This is a genomic window from Micromonospora sp. BQ32, assembly GCF_059358895.1.
Genome location: NZ_JCADBI010000001.1, coordinates 590,829 through 608,420, shown reverse-complemented (window position 1 = coordinate 608,420; position 17,592 = coordinate 590,829). Strand labels below are relative to the sequence as shown.

Here is a 17,592-nt window from a genome sequence, read left to right as displayed (position 1 = left end):
CGCACTGTCAGGGTGTCCAGCCGGCCGAGGCGTGCAGGCGGGCCACCCGTTCCCGGGGTACGGCGAACATGCCGAACGGGTAGTTCTCCCGCAGCTCGGCCTTGCCGGTGAACGGGAAGCGCGCCAGGTCGTCGAGGTCCCGGCAGTCGTCGGGGTGCACCCCGGCCGCGTCGAACGCCCGCCGGTAGTGCGGCACGTTGTCGTACGCGTGCCGCAACGACCAGCGCAGTCGGTCGCGTTGCAGGGCGCGCAGCTCGTCGATGCCGGCGCGCTCGATCGGCTCCAGCTCCTCCGGACGAGGGGTGCGGTCCTGCATCGGCTGCCTCCTTGGCGCGGCGGTCCCGGTGGGGCTGCGGGTACCGTACGCCCGCCGTGGCCCGGGCGGCGGGGCGGTCAGCGGGCGGCCGGCAGCCGGTGCAGGGCGTCGACCAGCGGTGCCAGCTCGGGGGTGGCCTCCGCCTGGGCGAGCGCGTCGGTGAGCACCCGGTCGTGCGTCGGTCGGGTCTGGGCGAGCAGCTCGGAGCCGGCCGGGGTCAGCTCGGTGTAGATGCCTCGCCGGTCGTCGGCGCAGAGGATGCGGGTGAGCAGCCCCCGCTGCTCCAGCCGGGTGACCAGCCGGGTGGTGGCGCTCCCGGAGAGCGCGGCGGCGCGGGCGAGCTGGCTCATCCGCATGTGCCAGCCGTCCTGCCGGGAGAGCGCGTCGAGCACCGTGTATTCGACGACGGAGAGGTCGTGGCCGGCCTGTAGGGCCCGCTCCAGGGACGTCTCGATCAGCCCGTGCAGGGCGGCGAGGGTGCGCCAGCCCTGCGCGCGGATCTCGACCGCGTCGTCGGCGATGCCCATGCCGGCCTCCTCGGTGTGATCTGAACGGGCCCCAGGCTACCACGCTTGCGCCGATATAGAGCGCGTGCAAGTATTTCGTTGCTGGCGCGTGTAGTTGCATGCGCTTGATATCTGCCCTCTTTCGATGGGAAGACCATGTCCGTACGCCACAAGTCCCTGCCGCCTGGCCTGATCGCGCTGGCCATCGGCGCATTCGGCATCGGGCTCACCGAGTTCGTGATCATGGGGCTGCTGCCCGAGGTGGCCGCCGACTTCGCGGTCACCGAGCCGGTGGCCGGCTGGCTGATCTCCGGCTACGCGCTCAGCGTGGCCGTCGGCGGGGTCGCCCTCACCGCGGCGGTCACCCGCCTGCCGCGCAAACCGGTGCTGCTCGGCCTGATGGTGCTCTTCATCATCGGCAACCTGCTCTCCGCCGTCGCCGGCGACTACGCCGTGATGATGGCCGGCCGGATCGTCGCCGCGCTCTGCCACGGGGCGTTCTTCGGCATCGGCGCGGTGGTCGCCGCCGGGCTGGTCGCACCGGCCCGCCGGGCGGGCGCCATCGCCATGATGTTCGCCGGCCTGACCATCGCGAACGTGCTCGGCGTGCCCTTCGGCACCTTCCTCGGGCAGCACTTCGGCTGGCGGTCGACGTTCTGGGCGATCACCGCCATCGGGGTGGTCGCCCTGATCGGGCTGGCCCTGCTCATCCCGGCCGGCGACACCGCCACCGCCGACCGTCCGGCCGGCGGGCTGCGTGGCGAGTTGCGGGCCTTCACCCACCCGCAGGTCTGGCTCTCCCTGGTGATCACCGTCCTGGGCTTCGGTGGGATGTTCGGCGCGTTCACCTACATCGCCTACACGCTCACCGAGGTCAGCGGCTTCGCCACCAGCACCGTGCCGTGGCTGCTCGTCCTCTTCGGCGTGGGGCTCTTCGCGGGCAACCTGCTCGGCGGCCGGGCGGCGGACAGGTCACTGTCGCGCACCCTGGTCACCGTCCTGGCGGTGCTCACCGTGGTGCTCGTCGGCTTCGCGCTGACCGCCGCGAACCCGGCGCTGACCATCGTCGCGCTGGTGCTGATGGGCGGGTTCGGCTTCGCCACCGTGCCGCCGCTGCAAATGCGGATCATGCGGTACGCGCACCAGGCGCCGACCCTGGCGTCCGGGGCGAACATCGCCGCGTTCAACCTCGGCAACGCGTTGGGCGCCTGGATCGGCGGGGTGACCATCGCCGCCGGACTCGGCTACACCTCGCCGATCTGGGCCGGCGCCGCACTCACCCTCATCGGGCTGGGCGTACTCCTCGGGGCGCTGCGGCTGGCCCGGCGCGACGAGCCGGCCCGGGCCGACGCGAGCCTGGTGGAGAGCACGGTCTGACCCCGCCGCGAGGAGGACGCCGGGCCGGGCGGTTGCCCGGCCCGGCGTCGCTCTGATCATCGCCCTGCCATCTTCTCGCAATTGCAAAAGATGTGCAACAAGGTCTGGACAGCACCCTCGTGCCGTAACTAGCCTGATCGCTATGAGTCCTTACATTGTGGATCCCTGGGCCTGGCAGGAGAGCTGGGACCGCCAGCAGGAGGCCTACCTCCCGGACCGGGAACACCGGTTCACCGCCATGCTCGACACCGTCGACGCGGTCCTCGACGGCCGGCCGCCGCGCGTGCTCGACCTGGCCGGCGGCACCGGCACCATCTCGCTGCGGACGCTGGCGCGCTTCCCCGCCGCCGAGACGACAGTGGTCGACCTCGACCCGGCACTGCTCGCCATCGCCGCCGCCTCGCTGGCCGACCGGGCCACCATCATCACGGCCGACCTCGGCACCCCCGAGTGGCGCTCCACGCTCCCCCACCAGGAGTACGACGCCGTCCTCACCGCCACCGCCCTGCACTGGCTGCCGGCCGACCGGCTCGGGCAGCTCTACGCCGAACTGCGCGACGTGCTGCGCCCGGGCGGCGTCTTCGTCAACGCCGACCACATGCCGGACGACACCCTGCCGGAGCTGACCAAGCGGCTGATGGACCGGGCCCGGGACCGGCGCGACGCCCGGTACGCCGCCGGCGCGATGCTGTCCTGGTCGGACTGGTGGGAGCGGGCCGGCGCCGACCCGGCGCTCGCCCCGCTGGTCGCCCAGCGACAGGCGATCTACCCGACCGGGCACAGCCCCGAGTGGAACCCACCGGTCTCCTGGCACCTGGCCGCGCTCACCGCGGCCGGCTTCAGCGAGGTCGGCACGGTCTGGCGAGGCGGCCCGGACGCCGCCGTCGCGGCAGTGCGCTGACGCCGCCCTCGCCGGCACCGCGCTGACGCCGCCCTGGCCGGCACTACGCTGAGGAGCCGTGCCAGAGCCGTTCGAGCCGCGTACCGATCCCGACGTCGACCTGCGCGTCCCCGCCGACCGCCGGGAGCTGACCGCGCGCCCCGCGACGGTTCTCGCCGCGATCGCGGCCGGCGGGGTGTTCGGCGCGCTGGCCCGGGCCGGCCTGCAACACGCCGTTCCGCACCCGCCGACCGGCTTTCCGTGGGCCACGTTCACCATCAACACATCCGGCTGCCTGCTGATCGGCGTGCTGATGGCGGTGCTGGGGCACCTCGACGGCGGCCCCCCGCTGGCGCGTCCGTTCCTCGGCGTCGGGGTGCTCGGCGGGTTCACCACCTTCTCCACCTACGCGGTCGACGTCCAGCAGGCGATCGTCGCGGGCGCACCGGGCACCGCGTTGGCGTACCTCGCCGCGACGGTGCTCGGGGCGCTCGTCGCGGTCGGGTTGGGTGACGCCGTCACGGCCGGGCTGCTGCGGCGGTCGACCCGGTGACCGTCCTGCTCATCGCCCTGGGCGCGGCCGTCGGCGCGCCGCTGCGCTACCTCACCGACCGGGCCGTGCAGTCCCGGCACGGCTCGGCGTTTCCCTGGGGCACGTTGGTCGTCAACGTGGCCGGGTCGCTGCTGCTCGGCGTCCTGGTCGGCTGGCCGGCCGGCCCGGCGGTCGGCGCGTTGCTCGGCACCGGGTTCTGCGGCGCGCTGACCACCTACTCCACTTTCAGCTACGAGACGCTGCGGCTGGCCAGGAGCGGCCATCGGCTCCTCGCGCTGGTCAACGTGCTGGGCAGCGTGACCGCCGGGCTCGTCGCCGCCACCGCCGGCTACGCCCTGGCCCGCGCCCTGGGCGGCTGATCAGGCACCCGCCGCGCCACGCCCGATCCCGTCGACACCAACGCCTGGACCAGGCGTCGATCAGCAACACACCGAGGGTATATACGCGAGGTATACCCTCGGTGTAGTCTGCTGGCATGAGCGTGCCACTGACCCTCCTCGGCCTCCTCGAACGGGAGCCCAGCCACGGTTACGACCTGAAGCGCGACTACGACGCCTTCTTCGGCCGGGGCAAGCCGCTGCCGTTCGGCCAGGTCTACTCCACCCTCAGCCGACTGGCCCGCGACGGCAAGGTGGTGATCAGCGACGTCGCCCCGGGCTCCGGCCCCGACCGCAAGCGCTACATCATCACCGACGTCGGCGCGACCGAGGTCGAACAGTGGCTGACCCAGCCGGTCGACCCGGAACCGCACCTGCAGACGGTGCTCTTCGCCAAGGTCGTGCTCGCGCTGATGCTGGACCGGCCGGCCACCGAATACCTCGACACCCAGCGCAGCGCGCACCTGCGCCGAATGCGTGAGCTGACCGAGATCAAGCGCGCCGGCAGCCTGGTCGACGCGCTGCTCGCCGACCATGGCCTCTACCACCTGGAGGCGGACCTCCGATGGATCGAGATGACCGGCGCCCGACTGGACGCCCTGCGGAAAGAGGTACGGCCATGAGCGTCGTGATCGAAGCGCGCGACGTGGAGTTCTCCTTCGGTCAGACCCCCGCCCTGCGCGGCGCGAGCGTCGCCGTGGAGGCGGGCGAGATCCTCGCCGTCATGGGCCCCAGCGGCTCGGGCAAGTCCACCCTGTTGCACTGCCTGGCCGGCATCCTGGTGCCCGACTCCGGCGAGATCCTCTTCGACGGGGCCCGGGTGCACGCCATGGCCGAGACCGAGCGCAGCAGCCTGCGCCGGGACCGCTTCGGCTTCGTGTTCCAGTTCGGCCAGCTCGTCCCCGAGCTGACCGCGGTGGAGAACGTCGCGCTGCCGCTGCTGCTCAGCGGCGTACACCGCAAGCAGGCGCTGCCGAAGGCGCGGGCCTGGTTCGCGCGCCTCGGCCTGGACGGCCTGGAGCAGCGCCGTTCGGGTGAGCTCTCCGGCGGGCAGGCGCAACGCGTCGCCCTGGCTCGCGGCCTGGTCGCCGAGCCGCAGGTGCTCTTCGCCGACGAGCCGACCGGCGCGCTCGACTCGCTCACCGGCGAGCAGGTGATGGACCTGCTGGTCGGTGCCGCCCGTGAGCAGGGCACCACGGTCATCCTGGTGACCCACGAACCCAGGATCGCGGCGTACGCCGACCGCGAGGTCATGGTCCGCGACGGGCGCGTGAACGCGCCGGACCGGATCGCCTCATGATCCGCTTCGGGCTCCGCCTCGCCCTGGCGGGCGGCCGTGAGGCGCTCACCCGCCTGGTCGTCATCGCCGCCGCCGTCGCGGTCGGCAGCGGGCTGCTGCTGACCACTCTCGCCGGGGTCAACGCGGTCAACGCCCAACTCACCCGGTACGCGTCGATGTATCCCAGCGCCTCGGCCGGCGACGCGGACCCACTGTGGTGGTCGAACCGGCAGGACTACTTCCACGGTGAGCAGATCATTCGGATCGACGTCGCCGCGACCGGCTCGACCGCGCCCACCCCGGTCGGTATCCCGGACACGCCGGGCCCCGGCGAGTACTACGCCTCGCCCGCGTTCCGCGAACTGCTGGCCGCCCACCCCGCCGACCAGCTGCGCGACCGCTACCCGGGGCGGGACCTCGGCACCGTTGGCCCGGCCGCGCTGACCTCGCCGGACACCCTGCTCGTCATCGCCGGCGGCACCCCCGAGCAGGTCGCCGAACTGCCCAACGCGCGGCAGGTCACCAGCGTCGGTGACACCCCCGCCCTCCCCGAGGCCACGGTGAACCTCATCCTGGGTGTGGTCGCCGGTGGGTTGCTGTTCCCGGTGCTGATCTTCATCGGCACCGCCACCCGGCTCAGCGCCGCCCGCCGGGAGCAGCGTTTCGCCGCGATGCGCCTGGTCGGCGCGACGCCCCGGCAGATCTCGATGGTCGCCGCGGTGGAGGCGGCCGCCGCCGCCGTCGCCGGCACCGCTGTCGGCTTCGGCCTGTTCTACGCCTTCCGCGACCTGCTCGCGGGCATCCCGTTCAGCGGCATGCCGTTCTTCCCCAGCGACATGTCCCTGGGCGTGCTGGACGTCCTGCTGGTGGCGCTCGGCGTCCCCGCCGGCGCGGCGCTGGCGGCCCAGGTCTCGCTGCGCCGGGTACGGATCTCGCCGCTGGGCGTCACCCGGCGGGTCACCCCCCGGGCACCGCGCGCGTACCGGCTGATCCCGATGGTGCTCGGCGTCGCCGTGCTGGTCCTCGCCATCGGTTTCCGGCCCGCGACGTCCGACGGCCAGGCCGCGGTGTTCCTACCCGGCCTGCTGCTCATCATGGCCGGTCTGGTCTTCGCCGGCCCCTGGTTGACGATGGTCGGCGCCCGGGTGATGGCCCGGTACGCCAACCGCCCGGCCACGCTCATCGCCGCGCGACGCCTCGCCGACAATCCCAAGGCCGGCTTCCGGGCGATCAGCGGCATCATGCTCGCGCTCTTCGTCACGAGCGTGTCCGTCGGCGTGATCACCACGATCGTCGCCAACCGCGGCCCGGCGCCCACCGGCTCGACCGACGCGGGCACGGTGACCACCGTCTTCAACGAGAAGGTGCCGTCGGTGCCCGACACGGTCTTCGCCGAGCTGCGGGCGATCAGCGGGGTGCGGTCCGTGACCGCCATCCGCGAGAACCCGGTGATGACCGACTCCGGCGAGGTCGGGGTGATCGCCTGCACCGACCTCCCGAGCGCGTACGGCCGGTGCGCCGACGGCGCGAGCGTCATCGAGGTGCCGTTGGGCCTCAGTCGCTGGCGGGAGTCGGCGTCGCCCGCGACCGTCTGGCCCGCCGCGTCGCTCACCCTCGACGAACTCCAGCGGCTACCGGTCGGATCGATGGTCATCGGCACGGACGGCTCCGCCGCCGCCGTCGAGCGCACCCGCACCGTGCTGGAGGTCGCCTTCCCGACCTTCTGGGTCGGGCCGAACGTGCCCGGCGACTTCGAGTCGGACTTCGCGAACACGCTGCGCGGCTGGGAACAACTGGCCAATGTCATCATCGTCGCCAGCCTCGCGCTCGGCGGGTGCAGCCTCGCGGTCAGTGTCATCGGCGGTCTCACCGAACGCCGACGCCCGTTCAGCCTGCTGCGCCTCAGCGGCGCTCCGGTGCGGGTCCTGCGTCGGGTGGTGGCGCTGGAGAGCGCCGTGCCGATGCTCGCCGTCGCCGCCGTCGCCATCGGCATGGGCCTCCTCGCCGCCCAGCTGTTCCTCCGGGCGCAGATGGACTACACCCTCGTCGCGCCGCAGCCGGGCTTCTACGTGATCGTCGTCGTCGGGTTGGCAGCCTGCCTCGGCGTCATCGCCTCCACCCTGCCGCTGCTGGAACGCATCACCGGGCCGGAGACCGCCCGCAGCGAGTAGTCGTCATCCCGTCGGCCCGGTGGTGGTGAGAGCGACCACCGGGCCGAGGACGAAGACGGCGGGCGGACCGACGCCCTCCCGGGCGGCGACCGCGCCGATCTCGTCCAGCCGGGCGGGCACCGACCGCTGGTCGGGCAGCCCGGCGTCCTGCACGGCCAGCACCGGGGTCTCCGGGGCGCGACCGTGCTCGATCAGCACGGTCGCGATCTTGGCGATGGTGTCGACGGCCATCAGCAGCACGACGGTGCCCCGGGCCCGGGCCAGCGCCGCCCAGTCGACAAGCGAGTCGGGGTGCCCGGGCGGCAAATGCCCGGACACCACGGTGACGTCGTGCGCCACGCCCCGGTGCGTCACCGGCACCCCGGCGAGGGCCGGTGCGGCGAGCGCGCTGCTCACCCCGGGCACCACCGTCACCGGAACGCCGGCCGCCACGCAGGCATGCACCTCCTCGTGGCCGCGCCCGAAGACGTACGGGTCACCACCCTTGAGCCGGACCACCCGGCGACCGGCGCGGGCGTGCGACACGAGGGCCTCGTTGATCGCCTCCTGGGCCATCGACGGGCCACGGGGCACCTTCGCGGCGTCGACCACCAGCACGTCGGGGCGCAGCCCGGCGAGCAGCCCCTGCGGGGCGAGGCGGTCGACCACCACGACGTCCGCCGCGTCGAGCAGCGCCCTCGCGCGTACCGTGATCAGGTCGTCCGGTCCCGGCCCGCCGCCGACCACGGCGACCGAACCATGGTCATGCGCGTGGTGGTGGCCGTGGTGGTGGTGGTGGCCGACCGGGTCGTCGGGGTGGTCATGCGGGCGTTGCGGGCGACCGACCTTGTCCGCGAAGCCGGGCATCAACACCCGGTACGCGCAGGTGTCGCAGTTCATCCGGATGTCCCCGCCCAGCGCCTCGGCGTACCGCTCCAGGACGAGGTCGGCGAGGGCGTCACAGTCGCCGATCACCTCGGCGACGCGGACGTCCAGGTCGGGGTGGGCGGCGGCGAACTCGGCCGACTGGGCGACGATCCGGTCCGGCAGCACCCCGGCGAACAGGAAGTACGGCGCCACCACGATCCGCCGCGCGCCGAGGCGGCGCAGCCGCTCCAGCACGGCCGGCACCGACGGCTGCGCCAGCGAGATGAACCCCGGCTCCACACCCGCGTAGCCGCGCCCCTCCCAAAGCAGCCGGGCGACCTTGGCGACCTCGGCGTTGGCGTCCGGGTCGGTGGACCCCCGCCCGATCAACGCCACCCACGTACCGGCCCGGTCCGCACCGGCCAGTGCGGCGTCGATGCGCTGTTCGAGGGCTTCGTGCAGCAGCGGGTGGGGGCCGAGCGGGCGGCCGTAGCGGTAGCTCAGCCCGGGGTGGCGCTGCTGCTCGCGGGCCATCGCGGCGGGGATGTCGCCCTTGCCGTGACCGGCGCCGGTGAGCACCAGCGGCAGCGCCACCAGCGCCCGGTGCCCCCGGGTGACGAGCGCACCGACCGCGTCGGTCAGCGGTGGGCGGGACAGCTCGATGAAGCCGCCCTCGACGTCGCCGATGTCACCGCGACCGCGGACCCGTTCGACGAGAGCGGCGAACTGCTCGACCCCGGCCGCGCTGCGCGTGCCGTGCCCGACGATGACCAACCCGGTCATGACTTCTCCTCGACGTAGAGCAGGGCGTTGAGGGCGGCGGCGGCGACCGCCGAGCCACCCTTCTCCCCCACGTTGGACACGGCGGGCAGGCCGCTGGCCCGCAGCGCCGCCTTGGACTCGGCGGCGCCCACAAAGCCGACCGGCAGGCCGACGACGAGCGCCGGTGCGGCGTCCAGGGTGAGCAGTTCGACGAGCGCGGTGGGCGCGCAGCCGACCACCCAGACCGCTCCGGGACCGACCCGCTCCAGGGCTATCCGGACGGCCGCCGCCGAGCGGGTGATGCCGGCCGAGCGGCCCAGGGCGGCGGCGGCCGGTTCGGCGACCGGGCAGACCAGTTCCAGGCCGGCCCGGGTAATGCCGGCGGCGACCATCGCCACGTCGGTGACCACCGGCGCCCCGGCGCGCAGCGCGGCCAGCCCCGCCTCCAGGGCGGCCTCGTCGCAGACCAGCTCGTCGACGTACGCGAGGTCGGCGCTGGCGTGCACCACCCGCTCGGTCACCGCGCGGCTCAGCGGCGGCAGGTGCGACAGGTCGACGCGCTCGCGCAGGATGCGGTACGACTCGGCCTCGATGGGGTGCACCACCCGGCTCACCGGGTTCCTCCACAAGCGTCGGGCTCGACGACGCGAATCGCGTCGACCGGGCAGATCTCCAGGCACTCCAGGCAGCCGGTGCACCGGTCGGCGCGGACCGTGAGGCCACCGGCGACCGGTCGGATCGCGTGCGTGGGGCAGGTGAGCAGGCAGGCGCCGCAGCCCTGGCAGGCGTCGATCGTCACGAGCGCCACCGGTACCCCCGGGGTGTGACCATCCGGCCGGCGACCAGCCGGGTGTCGCTGCTGCCGACGACCACGACGCTGTACATGTCGACGATGGCCGGGTCGAGCGTGGCCAGGGTGGCGAGGTGCACCCGTTCGCCGGGACGGCTGGCGTTGCGCACCACGCCCACCGGGGTGTCCGGTGGCCGGTGCGCGGCGAGGATGCCGAGCGCCTTGCCGAGCTGCCAGTCGCGGGCCCGGCTGCGCGGGTTGTAGAAGAGCGTTACGAAGTCACCCTCGGCGGCGGCGGTCACCCGCCGCTCGATGACGTCCCACGGGGTGTGCAGATCGGACAGGCTCAGGTAGGCGTGGTCGTGGCCGAGCGGGGCGCCGAGCAGCGCCCCGGCGGCCAGCGCGGCGGTGACGCCGGGCACGCCCACCACGTCGATCCGCTCGTCGGCGTACTCCAGGGCGGGGCTGGCCATCGCGTACACCCCGGCGTCGCCGGAGCCGATCAGCGCGACCGCCCGGCCGGCGGTGGCCTCGGCGACGGCGGCGCGCGCCCGCGCCTCCTCCGCGCCCAGCCCGCTGGAGAGCACCCGGGTGCCCGGGCGGAGCACGTCGCGGACCTGGTCGAGGTACTGGTCGAGGCCGACCACCACGGCGGCGCGACGCAGCTCGGCCACCGCGCGGGGGGTGCGCAGGTCAGCGGCGCCCGGCCCGAGGCCGACGACGGCCAGCCGGCCGCGTGGCGCGTGCCGGGCCACCGCCACGGTGGCCATCGCCGTCGCGGTCTTCGGAACCAGCAGCGTCGCGTCGTCGGCCCGGCCGTCCGGGCCGAGCAGGGCCGCGGCCTCCGCCACGCTCGGCGTGCCGACCGCGGCGCGGACCACCTCGCTGGGGTGCGGCACGTCGACCGCCGCCAGCCGCGTCGCCGGCCAGGTCACCAGGGGTACGCCGAGCGCGTCGGCGGTGCTGCGGATGCCCGCCTCGTCGGCCTTGATGTCGGCGCTGGCCAGGCAGCGCAGGCTCGCCGGGTCGAGGCCGGCCTCGGCCAGCACCCGGTGCAGCAGCTCCGCGACCTCGGCGGCGGGTACGCCCCGACTCGCGCCCACGCCGGCGACCAGCGACGGCGGCCGCAGCACGGCGGTCCGCCCGTCGAGCGGCACCACCCGGTCGGTGACCAGCAACCGGTACCCGCCGTCCGCCGGGTCCTCGGCGGCGGCGCGCACGTTCGGGGGCAGGGCGGGCAGTGGCCAGTCGGCGTCGGCGATCAGCCGGACCGGCTCGCCGTCCAGGATGGCCCGGGACACCGCGGCGACCGCGCCCTGCACCGGCCAGCCGAGGGTGTCCAACCCCGGCAGGTCGACCGCGTCGGTGGCGGTGGTGATCACCGGTCGGGCGCCCAGCACGGCGGCGACCTGCTCGGCGAGGGCGTTGCCCCCGCCGGCGTGCCCACCGAGCAGCGCCACGGCGTGCCGGGCCGCCTCGTCGACGACCACCACGGCCGGGTCGGTGCGCTTGTCGTCGAGCAGCGGCGCGACGATCCGCACCACCGCCCCGGTGGCCAGGAACGCGATCACCGCGTCGCATTCGGCCCAGGCGGTCCGCAGCGCGTCGGCGACGGTCTCTTTTGGGACCAGCCGGGCGTGCGGCCATGCGGCGGCGAGGGTGTCGGCGTGCCGGCGGCCGGCGGCGGTGGCCGCCACCAGGCCGATCCGGGCGGGCGAATTCTGGTTGGTCACGGGCGCTCTCCGGTGAGGACGACCACCGGGTTGGTGGCCGCGAGACGGATCGACCCGCCGGGCAGGTCGGCGAGGCGGGCGGCGGAGAGCTGGCTGCCCTCGACCGTGTAGCCGGCGGCGCGCAGCAGACCCATGGCCGGTGCGACTCGGTCCAGTGCGGCCAGGGTGAGCACCACCCGCTCGGGTTGGCGGGCCACCACGGCGGCGAGGACGTCGACGCCGCCACCGCCGACGAAGACCGCGTCGGGCTCGGGGAGGTCGGCCAGCGCCGCCGGGGCGCAGCCGGTGACGAGCCGGACGTGCACGGCGTGCGCGGCGGCGTTGGCCTGGACGGTCGCGCCGGCCTCGGGGTCCTGTTCGACGGCGAGCACGGCCGCGCCGAGCAGCGCGCACTCGATGCCGACCGAGCCGCTGCCCGCCCCGATGTCCCAGATCAGCCGGCCCAGTCGGGGGCGCAGCCGGGCGACGACGAGGGCGCGCACCTCCGACTTCGTGATCATGGAGTCGCGGTGGGCGTACCGGGCCTCCGGCAGCGCCCAGCCGCCGGCCGGCGCGGCGGCGGGCTGGTTGTCGGCGCGCATCCCGCCGGCCGTAGCCCGACCGGACGCGGCGGGCGCGGCGTCGTCGGCGGGCGCGGCGTCGGCGAGGCTGAGCAGGACGTGCGGGTCGGCCCAGGTCGCGGCGGCGGCCTGCTCGGGGGTCACCGCACGGATCCGTTCGGCGGGGGTGCCCAGATGCTCGGCGACCAGCAGGCGGCGGGACCAGCCGATCAGGCCGGCGGCCAGCTCGGCCGCACCGGCGCCCGGCGCGGTGAGCACCGCGACCAGCGGCAGCGCCCGGCAGGCGTTCAGGGCGGCTCGGGGGTCACGCCCGTGCGCGGTGACCACGGCGGCGCCGTCCCAGGGCAGCCCGGCGCGGGCGAACGCGGCGGCCACACTGGACACCGCCGGCACCACCCGCAGCGGCAGCCCGGCCACGCGCAGTCGCCGGACGATGCCGAACAGGCCGGGATCGCCGCTGGCCAGCACCACGGCCGGCACCCCGGCGTCGACAGCCTCGGCGAGGCGGCGCAGGGCGGGGGCGAGCGGCCCGAGGGCGACGGTGTCCGCGCCGGCCGGTACGGGCACCGCGGCCAGGTGCCGGGCGGCCCCGACCACCAGCCCGGCGGTGGCCAGCACCGGGGCGAGGGCGGGGTGCGGCGGGGCGCCCGCGGCGTCCAGACCGACCACGGTCACGCCGGTCACCGGGGCCACCAGCGTCATCGGGGCCACCTGCCGGACGAGGCGACGACGTGCGCTCCGGCGAAGTCGACCATCGCCACGTCCACGCTGACCGTTGGCCCGGCGAAGCGCCGCAGCACCTGGCGGACCCGCTGGCAGAGCAGGTCTCCGGCCGGGGCGAGCAGCCCGGCGGCCTCCCACAGCTCGTACGCGTGCCGCCCGGTGTTCGCCTCGGTCACGGCGGCGACCAGCGACGGGTCGCCGCCGGCCTCGGCGGTCACCGCGCCGAGCAAGGAGAGGTCCACCGTGGAGCGGGTGTAGTGGGTCATCAGGATGCCGGCCGCGAGTTTGGCCAGCTTGCCGGCCATGCCGACGAAGACCACCCCGGTCATCGCGTCACCCACGGCGGCGGTCACCGCGGCCCCGGTGAAGTCGCCGACCTCGACGAAGCAGACCTCGGGCAGGTCGGGCAGGAGCGCGCGGGCGGCCCGCTCGGTGCGCCCGCCGGTGCAGAGCACCACGGTCGGCTCGCCCTGGGCGGCCATCACGTGCACGGCCTGTACGACGCTGGCCCGCCACGACGCGGTGGAGAACGGGCGGACGATCCCGGTGGTGCCGAGGATCGAGATGCCGCCGAGGATGCCGAGCCGGCGGTTGGTGGTCTTGCGGGCCATGATCTCGCCCCGGGGCACGCTGATCACCACCCGGACACCGACCTCGCTGAGGTCGACCACCTCGGCCACCGCCTCGCCGATCATCCGGCGGGGGGTGTCGTTGATCGCCGGGCCGCCGACCGCGAGCCCGAGGCCGGGTTTGGTGACCGTGCCGACGCCGGCGCCGCCGGCCAGCCGCAGGCCGGGCACGTCGGTCCAGTTCACGGTGGCGGTCAGCTCGGCTCCGTGGGTGACGTCCGGGTCGTCCCCGGCGTCCTTGACCACCACCGCCTCGGCCCGGACCGGTGGGCTGCCGGTCACCTCGCAGCGCTCCACCGGGAAGCGGACCCGGCGTCCGGCGGGCAGCCCAATCTCCACCTCCTGCTGGCTGGTGCCGGTGACCAGCGCGGTCACCGCGGCCTTGGCCGCCGCCGTCGCGCACGCGCCGGTGGTCCAGCCGGTGCGCAGCGCGGTGGGCCGGACCTTCGCGGTACGCGGCAGGTCCGGCTCGCGCAGCGGCGGCTCGTCGTACATCACGGTGTGTGCCCCGGTGTGGCGGTCCCCCCGGTGCGGGCGCTGGCCTGGCGGCGCAGCTCGGCGCGGGCGGCCGGCTCGGCCCGGCGGAAGGTGTGGAAGTGCCCGGGGTGGTACAGGTGCGAGCGGGTGCCCTCGGCGGCGAGAGCCGGCCCGACCAGGAAGAGGGTGTGCTTCCACAGCTTGTGCTGCTTGACCGTCGCCTCCAGGGTGCCGACGGTGCAGCGCACCACCAGCTCGTCGGGCCAGGTCGCCTGGTACGCCACCACGGCCGGGGTGTCCTCCGGGTAGCCGCCGGCCAGCAGCTCAACCTGCACCTGCCCGGAGCGGGCGGCGGAGAGGAACAGCGCCATGGTGGTGCCGTGCCGGGCGAAGTCGCGGACCCGCTCACCGGGCGGCATCGGGGTCTTGCCGCCTTCGAGGCGGGTGAGGATCACCGACTGGGCCACCTCGGGCACGGTCAGCTCCCGGCCGACGATCGCCGCGACGGCGGTGAACGAGGACACCCCGGGCACGATCTCGACGGCCAGGTCGAGCGCCCGGCACAGGTCCAGTTGCTCCTGCACCGCGCCCCACAGCGCCGGGTCTCCGGAGTGGATCCGGGCCACGGTCAGCCCCTGCTCGGCGGCGCGCCGGTAGAGCGGCAGCACACCCTCGATGGGCAGCTGCGACGAGTCGACGATCTCCGCGCCGGGGCGGGCGTGGTCGAGCACGTCGGCGTGCACCAGGCTGGCCGCCCAGATCACGATGTCCGCCTCGGCGATCACCCGGGCGGCCCGCAGGGTCAGCAGGTCCGCCGCCCCCGGGCCGGCTCCGACGAACCACACCTTGCCGTCGCTGGTCACAGCTTTCCTCCTCGGTGCTCGCGGCGGGCCGGAACCAGCAGCGTCGACAGGTACGGCAGGTCGTGCTCGGTGTCGTCGACGGGCCCGATGCGTTCGCCGGGCAGCCCCAGGCTGCGGCCGAGCACCGCGTCACCGAGGCGGCCCTGCCGGCGCAGCTCGGCGAGCAACTCCGGGTGCCGCCGCCAGCCCTTGTAGGCGACCACGGTGCCCGGCCCGGCGAGGGCGTCGGCGAAGAGCGCCAGGCCCGCGGTGGCCGGCAGCAGGGTAAGCGGTTCGCGTCCCTCACAGAGCGGGGTGCCGCTGCGCGCCGCCAACTCCTGCATGGCGGTGACGCCGGGCACGGTCGCCACCCGCACCGCCGGGCGCAGCGCGCGGACGCTCTGGGCCAGATAACCGAAGGTGGAGTAGACGTTGGGGTCGCCGATGGTGGCGAACGCGAGGGACCGCGCGCCCGCGTCGATCGCCTCGACCACCACCCGGGCGGCGTCGTCCCAGGCCGCCGCCCGGCGCGCGGTCACCCCACCCCGGTCGTCCAGCGCGAACGGCAGCCGGCGCAGCCGGTCCGCCGTGACGTGGGCGTGCACGGTCGCCTCGGCCCGCCCGGCGTCCGCGTCCGTCGTCGTCGGACCGGCGATGGCGGTGGGCGCGACCCGGTCCGCCATCACGGGTACGAAGACCAGGTCGGCCTCGCGCAGCAGCCGCACCGCCTTGACGGTGAGCAGGTCCGGGTCGCCCGGGCCGACGCCGACCCCGGTGAGCGTGGCGTCGGCGTTCATCGGCACGCCTCGACCAGTCGGCGGGCCGCGGCCGGGTGACCGGCCCAGTGGGTGTGCAGGTAGGAGGCGTGCACCCGGGCGGCGACGAAGCCATGCTCGGTGTCGTTCCAGCGCCACGCCGGTGCGTCGCCGTGCCCCGGGTCGGTGGTGGTGCGGTGGAACTCGTGGCCGCGTACCGGCTCGCCGGCGCGCGCCACCGGGGAATCGGTGACGGCGAGGGCCTCCCGGTAGCCGAGGGTGAGCCGGTCGGTCATCCGGGCGGTCAGGTCCAGCCGGCCGCACATCGGTACGCCGTCCAGGGACCGCCCGAGGTAGAGCAGCCCGGCGCACTCGGCCACTATCGGCCCGTCGAAGTCGGCGAGTTCGGCGCGGAGCGTGGTGTTGTCGGCAAGCCTCTGGGCGTACGCCTCGGGGAAGCCGCCGCCGATCACCACCGCCCGGGTGCCGGTGGGCAGCGCCGGGTCGCGCAGCGGGTCGACGGTGACAACGTCCGCGCCGGCCGCGGTGAGCAGTTCGGCGGTCTCCGCGTACGAGAAGGTGAAGGCCGGACCACCGGCGAGGGCGACCCGTGGCCGCTCGACGCCGGCCGGCCCACCGACGGCGGCGACCGGGTCCCACGCCGGGGTGGTCAGCGGCGGGGCGGTCCGGGCCAGGTCGAGCACGGCGTCGAGGTCCACGGTGGCCTCGACCAGTTCGGCGAGGGCGGTGACCATCGCGACGGATTCGGGTGCCCGCTCGGCGACCGGCACCAACCCGAGGTGCCGGGCCGGCGCGGCCACCTCGGCGGCGCGGGTGACCGCCCCGAGCACCGGTACGCGCACCTCGGCGAGGGCGTCGCGCAGCAGCGTCTCGTGCCGGGGTGAGCCGACCCGGTTGAGGATCACCCCACCGATCCGTACCGCCGGGTCGAACGCGGCCATGCCGAGGGTGAGCGCGGCGGCCGACCGGCCCTGCGCGGTGGTGTCCAGCACCAGCAGCACGGGTGCCTCGATGAGCCGGGCGACGTGCGCGGTGGAGGCGTAGTCGCGGCGGCCCACCGCGCCGTCGTGCAGTCCCATGACGCCCTCGACCACGGCGATGTCGGCGGGCGTGGGGACGCTCGCCCCGTGGCGCAGCAGGGCGGCGATCCGGTCGGCCCCGACCAGGAACGGGTCGAGGTTGCGCCCTCCTCGCCCGGCGGCGAGGGCGTGGTAGCCGGGGTCGATGTAGTCGGGGCCGACCTTGTGCGGGCTGACCGTCAGGCCCCGACGGCGTAGCGCGGCGAGCAGCCCGGTGGCCACCGTCGTCTTGCCGTGGCCGCTGGCCGGGGCGGCGACCACCACCCGGGGCAGCGTCCAGTGCGCGCTCACCACTCGATGCCCTTCTGGCCCTTCTGGCCGGCGTCCATCGGGTGCTTGACCTTGGTCAGCTCGGCGACCAGGTCGGCGGCGGCGACCAGGCGCGGGTCGGCGTCCCGACCGGTGATCACGACGTGTTGGAAGCCGGGCCGGTCGGCCAGGGTGGCGACCACCTCGTCGACGTCCACCCAGCCCCACTTCATCGGGTAGGTGAACTCGTCCAGCACGTACAGCCCGTAGCGCTCGGCGGCCAGGTCACGCTGGATCTGCCGCCACCCCTCCAGGGCGTCGGCGGCGTGGTCGGCGTCGCCGCCGCGCTGGATCCAGGACCAGCCCTCGCCCATCTTGTGCCAGGCGACCGGCGCGCCCTGGCCGGTGCGCTCGTGCACCTCGCCGAGCGCCCGGAAGGCGTTCTCCTCCCCCACCCGCCACTTGGCGCTCTTGACGAACTGGAACACCCCGACCGGCAGGCCGGCCGTCCAGGCCCGCAACGCCAGCCCGAAGGCCGCCGTCGACTTCCCCTTCATCTGTCCGGTGTGCACGATCAGCAGTGGCCGGTGCCGCCGCTGCCGGGTGGTCAACCCGTCAAGAGGCACCGAACTCGGTTGTCCCTGCGGCATCAGCACTCACTCCCTCG

The 17,592-nt window shown here is 74.9% G+C and carries 19 protein-coding genes; 7 read left to right on the top strand and 12 right to left on the bottom strand.

Features of this window, described 5'->3' with window-relative positions:
- Window positions 1–7: 7 nt before the first annotated feature.
- Both AC5L30_RS02625 and AC5L30_RS02620 read right to left on the bottom strand, forming a co-directional pair.
- Window positions 8–316 carry a hypothetical protein gene (locus AC5L30_RS02625; protein WP_494865045.1) on the bottom strand — a complete coding sequence of 103 codons (309 nt, stop codon included), beginning with the start codon at window positions 314–316 and terminating at the stop codon, window positions 8–10.
- 77 nt (window positions 317–393) lie between these two features.
- Window positions 394–843: a MarR family winged helix-turn-helix transcriptional regulator gene (locus AC5L30_RS02620; protein WP_279515709.1), complete on the bottom strand. Its 450-nt coding sequence runs from the start codon at window positions 841–843 to the stop codon at window positions 394–396.
- 135 nt (window positions 844–978) lie between these two features.
- On the opposite strand from AC5L30_RS02620, the gene AC5L30_RS02615 reads away from it, so the two are divergent.
- From AC5L30_RS02615 to AC5L30_RS02585, 7 genes are all read left to right on the top strand, one after another.
- Complete coding sequence (locus AC5L30_RS02615) at window positions 979–2,199, top strand: MFS transporter (RefSeq protein ID WP_494865044.1); 1,221 nt, start codon at window positions 979–981, stop codon at window positions 2,197–2,199.
- Between the two features lie 142 nt (window positions 2,200–2,341).
- Complete coding sequence (locus tag AC5L30_RS02610; RefSeq protein ID WP_494865043.1) at window positions 2,342–3,100, top strand: class I SAM-dependent methyltransferase; 759 nt, start codon at window positions 2,342–2,344, stop codon at window positions 3,098–3,100.
- A 58-nt stretch (window positions 3,101–3,158) separates the two neighbouring features.
- Complete coding sequence (locus tag AC5L30_RS02605) at window positions 3,159–3,632, top strand: fluoride efflux transporter FluC (RefSeq protein ID WP_494865041.1); 474 nt, start codon at window positions 3,159–3,161, stop codon at window positions 3,630–3,632.
- Window positions 3,629–3,991: a fluoride efflux transporter CrcB gene (crcB, locus tag AC5L30_RS02600; protein ID WP_494865039.1), complete on the top strand. Its 363-nt coding sequence runs from the start codon at window positions 3,629–3,631 to the stop codon at window positions 3,989–3,991. The genes AC5L30_RS02605 and crcB overlap by 4 nt, the downstream gene beginning before the upstream one ends.
- Before the next feature lie 116 nt (window positions 3,992–4,107).
- On the top strand, window positions 4,108–4,632 hold the full coding sequence (locus AC5L30_RS02595; RefSeq protein WP_494865038.1) for a PadR family transcriptional regulator: 525 nt from the start codon (window positions 4,108–4,110) through the stop codon (window positions 4,630–4,632).
- Window positions 4,629–5,309 (top strand): ABC transporter ATP-binding protein, encoded by a 681-nt coding sequence (locus tag AC5L30_RS02590; protein ID WP_494865036.1) that lies wholly within the window; start codon window positions 4,629–4,631, stop codon window positions 5,307–5,309. The genes AC5L30_RS02595 and AC5L30_RS02590 overlap by 4 nt, the downstream gene beginning before the upstream one ends.
- Entirely contained in the window at window positions 5,306–7,459 is a 2,154-nt protein-coding gene (locus AC5L30_RS02585) for an FtsX-like permease family protein (RefSeq protein ID WP_494865035.1), read from the top strand. Before AC5L30_RS02590 ends, AC5L30_RS02585 begins: the two co-directional genes overlap by 4 nt.
- A 3-nt stretch (window positions 7,460–7,462) precedes the next feature.
- Here AC5L30_RS02585 and cobA read toward each other — a convergent pair whose 3' ends face one another.
- The 10 genes from cobA to cobO are packed head-to-tail and all read right to left on the bottom strand — an operon-like array spanning window position 7,463 to window position 17,575.
- Entirely contained in the window at window positions 7,463–9,088 is a 1,626-nt protein-coding gene (gene cobA, locus AC5L30_RS02580; protein ID WP_494865034.1) for a uroporphyrinogen-III C-methyltransferase, read from the bottom strand.
- The gene (locus AC5L30_RS02575; RefSeq protein WP_494865033.1) at window positions 9,085–9,681 is read right to left on the bottom strand and encodes a precorrin-8X methylmutase; all 597 of its coding nucleotides are present in this window, start codon (window positions 9,679–9,681) and stop codon (window positions 9,085–9,087) included. Before AC5L30_RS02575 ends, cobA begins: the two co-directional genes overlap by 4 nt.
- The gene (locus AC5L30_RS02570; RefSeq protein ID WP_494865032.1) at window positions 9,678–9,875 is read right to left on the bottom strand and encodes a DUF362 domain-containing protein; all 198 of its coding nucleotides are present in this window, start codon (window positions 9,873–9,875) and stop codon (window positions 9,678–9,680) included. The genes AC5L30_RS02575 and AC5L30_RS02570 overlap by 4 nt, the downstream gene beginning before the upstream one ends.
- A complete protein-coding gene (gene cobJ, locus AC5L30_RS02565) occupies window positions 9,863–11,590 on the bottom strand; it encodes a precorrin-3B C(17)-methyltransferase (protein WP_494865031.1) in 1,728 nt (575 codons plus the stop codon). Before cobJ ends, AC5L30_RS02570 begins: the two co-directional genes overlap by 13 nt.
- Window positions 11,587–12,852, bottom strand: a complete 1,266-nt coding sequence (gene cbiE / locus AC5L30_RS02560) for a precorrin-6y C5,15-methyltransferase (decarboxylating) subunit CbiE (RefSeq protein ID WP_494865030.1) — start codon at window positions 12,850–12,852, stop codon at window positions 11,587–11,589. Before cbiE ends, cobJ begins: the two co-directional genes overlap by 4 nt.
- Complete coding sequence (locus tag AC5L30_RS02555; RefSeq protein WP_494865028.1) at window positions 12,849–14,000, bottom strand: cobalt-precorrin-5B (C(1))-methyltransferase; 1,152 nt, start codon at window positions 13,998–14,000, stop codon at window positions 12,849–12,851. Before AC5L30_RS02555 ends, cbiE begins: the two co-directional genes overlap by 4 nt.
- Window positions 13,997–14,842 carry a precorrin-4 C(11)-methyltransferase gene (gene cobM, locus AC5L30_RS02550; RefSeq protein ID WP_494865026.1) on the bottom strand — a complete coding sequence of 282 codons (846 nt, stop codon included), beginning with the start codon at window positions 14,840–14,842 and terminating at the stop codon, window positions 13,997–13,999. The genes AC5L30_RS02555 and cobM overlap by 4 nt, the downstream gene beginning before the upstream one ends.
- A complete protein-coding gene (gene cobI, locus AC5L30_RS02545) occupies window positions 14,839–15,618 on the bottom strand; it encodes a precorrin-2 C(20)-methyltransferase (RefSeq protein WP_494865025.1) in 780 nt (259 codons plus the stop codon). Before cobI ends, cobM begins: the two co-directional genes overlap by 4 nt.
- On the bottom strand, window positions 15,615–16,970 hold the full coding sequence (locus AC5L30_RS02540; protein ID WP_494865023.1) for a cobyrinic acid a,c-diamide synthase CobB: 1,356 nt from the start codon (window positions 16,968–16,970) through the stop codon (window positions 15,615–15,617). Before AC5L30_RS02540 ends, cobI begins: the two co-directional genes overlap by 4 nt.
- Entirely contained in the window at window positions 16,964–17,575 is a 612-nt protein-coding gene (gene cobO / locus AC5L30_RS02535; protein WP_357518557.1) for a cob(I)yrinic acid a,c-diamide adenosyltransferase, read from the bottom strand. Before cobO ends, AC5L30_RS02540 begins: the two co-directional genes overlap by 7 nt.
- Between the last annotated feature and the right edge of the window lie 17 nt (window positions 17,576–17,592).